Raw genomic sequence first — 1938 nt, forward strand, 5'->3', positions numbered from 1 at the left:
GGGCGAGCGGCCAGGCGGCGAGCCAGATCATGATCCCGACCGCCGAGACGATCGCGACATAGTGGAACAGCGCGCCGAAGGCCGAGCCGCCGGCGCGGGCGCCGACCACATAGGCAAGCGCGAAGACGCCGATCGGGGCGATCCACAGCACCCAGTTGATCACCACCAGCATCGTGTCGGCGATCGCCTGGAAGACGCCGACCAGGCGCTCGCGCGGCTCCTTAGGCAAGCGGGTGAGGGCGAAGGCGAAGACGAGAGTGAAGAGGATCAGCGGCAGGATCGCGTCCTCGGCCGCCGCGGCGACGACGTTGGTCGGCACGATCGACTGGAGGAAGGCGGCGAAGCCCGGCGCTTCGCCGACCGGGCCCGACGTGCTGAGCGCCTCGCGCAACGCCGTGGCGGATTCGGTCGGCAACGGAAACAGACCAAGGAAAAGCGGGGTGAGCAAAGCCGAGGCGATGGAGGAGGTCCAGAGCAGGGCGATGAAGAGGAGGAGGGCGCGGCTGGCGAGCTTGCCCGCGCGCGCCGCCTCGGCGGACGCGGCGATGCCGGTGACAAGCAGCGAGACGACGAGCGGGACGATCGTCATCCGCAGGGCATTGAGCCACATCCCGCCGATCGGCTCGAAGATGAGAATCGCACGCTCGACCCAGGCGCCACCGACGGCGATGCTGGCGATGCCGGCCACGAGGCCGAGCACGAGGGCGAGAAGGATCCGTGTCGGCGCCGACATACAAGCCGGTCTTAGCCCGGCGCCCGCGCTTGCGAAAGCGCGACCTCGCACTTTGCATGCCACCGCGCTATCAGGCCGGAATCCGGGGCAAAAAAGGGCTCATTCCTCTCATGACGCGCAAGTTTTTCGGCACCGACGGGATCAGGGGCCGGACCAACCAGATGCCGATGACCGCCGAAATGGCGCTCAGGATCGGCCAGGCGGCCGGCGCGCACTTCCAGCGCGGCGAGCATCGCCACCGCGTCGTGATCGGCAAGGACACGCGGCTTTCCGGCTACATGATGGAGACCGCTTTGGTCGCGGGCTTCACCAGCGTCGGCATGGACGTGGTGATGGTCGGGCCGGTGCCGACGCCGGCGGTGGCGATGCTGACCCAATCGATGCGCGCGGATCTGGGCGTGATGATCTCGGCCAGCCACAACAAATATGTCGACAACGGCATCAAGCTGTTCGGCCCCGACGGCTACAAGCTCTCCGACAAGGACGAGCTGGCGATCGAGAAACGGCTGGAGAAGGAGCCGAAGCTCGTCCAGGCCGAGGCGATCGGGCGAGCGAAGCGGATCGAGGACGCGCGCGGCCGCTATATCCACGCGGCGAAGCTGACCTTCCCGCAGCGGCTGCGGCTCGACGGGGTCAGGGTGGTGATCGATTGCGCGCATGGCGCTGCCTATCAGGTCGCGCCCTCGGCGCTGTGGTAACTGGGCGCGGACGTGACCGCGATCGGGGTTAGCCCCAACGGACTCAACATCAACGACGAGTGCGGCTCGACCGACACGGCCTTGCTGAGGCGGACCGTGGTCGAGCGCGGCGCCGACATCGGTATCGCGCTGGACGGCGACGCCGACCGGCTGATCGTGGTCGACGAGAAGGGCAATGCGATCGACGGCGATCAGTTGATGGCGCTGATCGCCACCTCATGGCATCGGCGCGGGGCGCTCGCCGGGGGCGGCATCGTCGCGACCGTGATGTCCAATCTCGGGCTGGAGCGATTTCTCGCGAGCGAGGGGCTGACGCTGGAGCGCGCCCCAGTCGGCGACCGCTACGTGCTCGAGACGATGCGCGCCAAGGGCTATAATGTCGGCGGCGAGCAATCGGGGCACATCATCCTTACCGAATACGGCCGGACCGGCGACGGGCTGGTCGCCGCGCTGCAGGTGCTCGCCGAGCTGGTCGTCGCCCAGAAGCCGGCGAGCGAATTGCTCAAC

The 1938-nt window shown here is 68.0% G+C and carries 1 protein-coding gene and 1 pseudogene; one reads left to right on the plus strand and one right to left on the minus strand.

Features of this window, described 5'->3' with window-relative positions; translation table 11 throughout:
* The coding region (locus tag ACT4N8_RS13455) for a dicarboxylate/amino acid:cation symporter (protein ID WP_444858634.1) at positions 1-733 on the minus strand (733 nt) is incomplete at its 3' end.
* 110 nt (positions 734-843) lie between these two features.
* Here ACT4N8_RS13455 and glmM point away from each other — a divergent pair.
* Positions 844-1938 (plus strand): annotated as a pseudogene (glmM, locus tag ACT4N8_RS13460) (phosphoglucosamine mutase); the annotation flags it as partial.

Source organism: Sphingosinicella sp. (assembly GCF_052387495.1).
Classification (GTDB): Bacteria; Pseudomonadota; Alphaproteobacteria; order Sphingomonadales; family Sphingomonadaceae; genus Allosphingosinicella.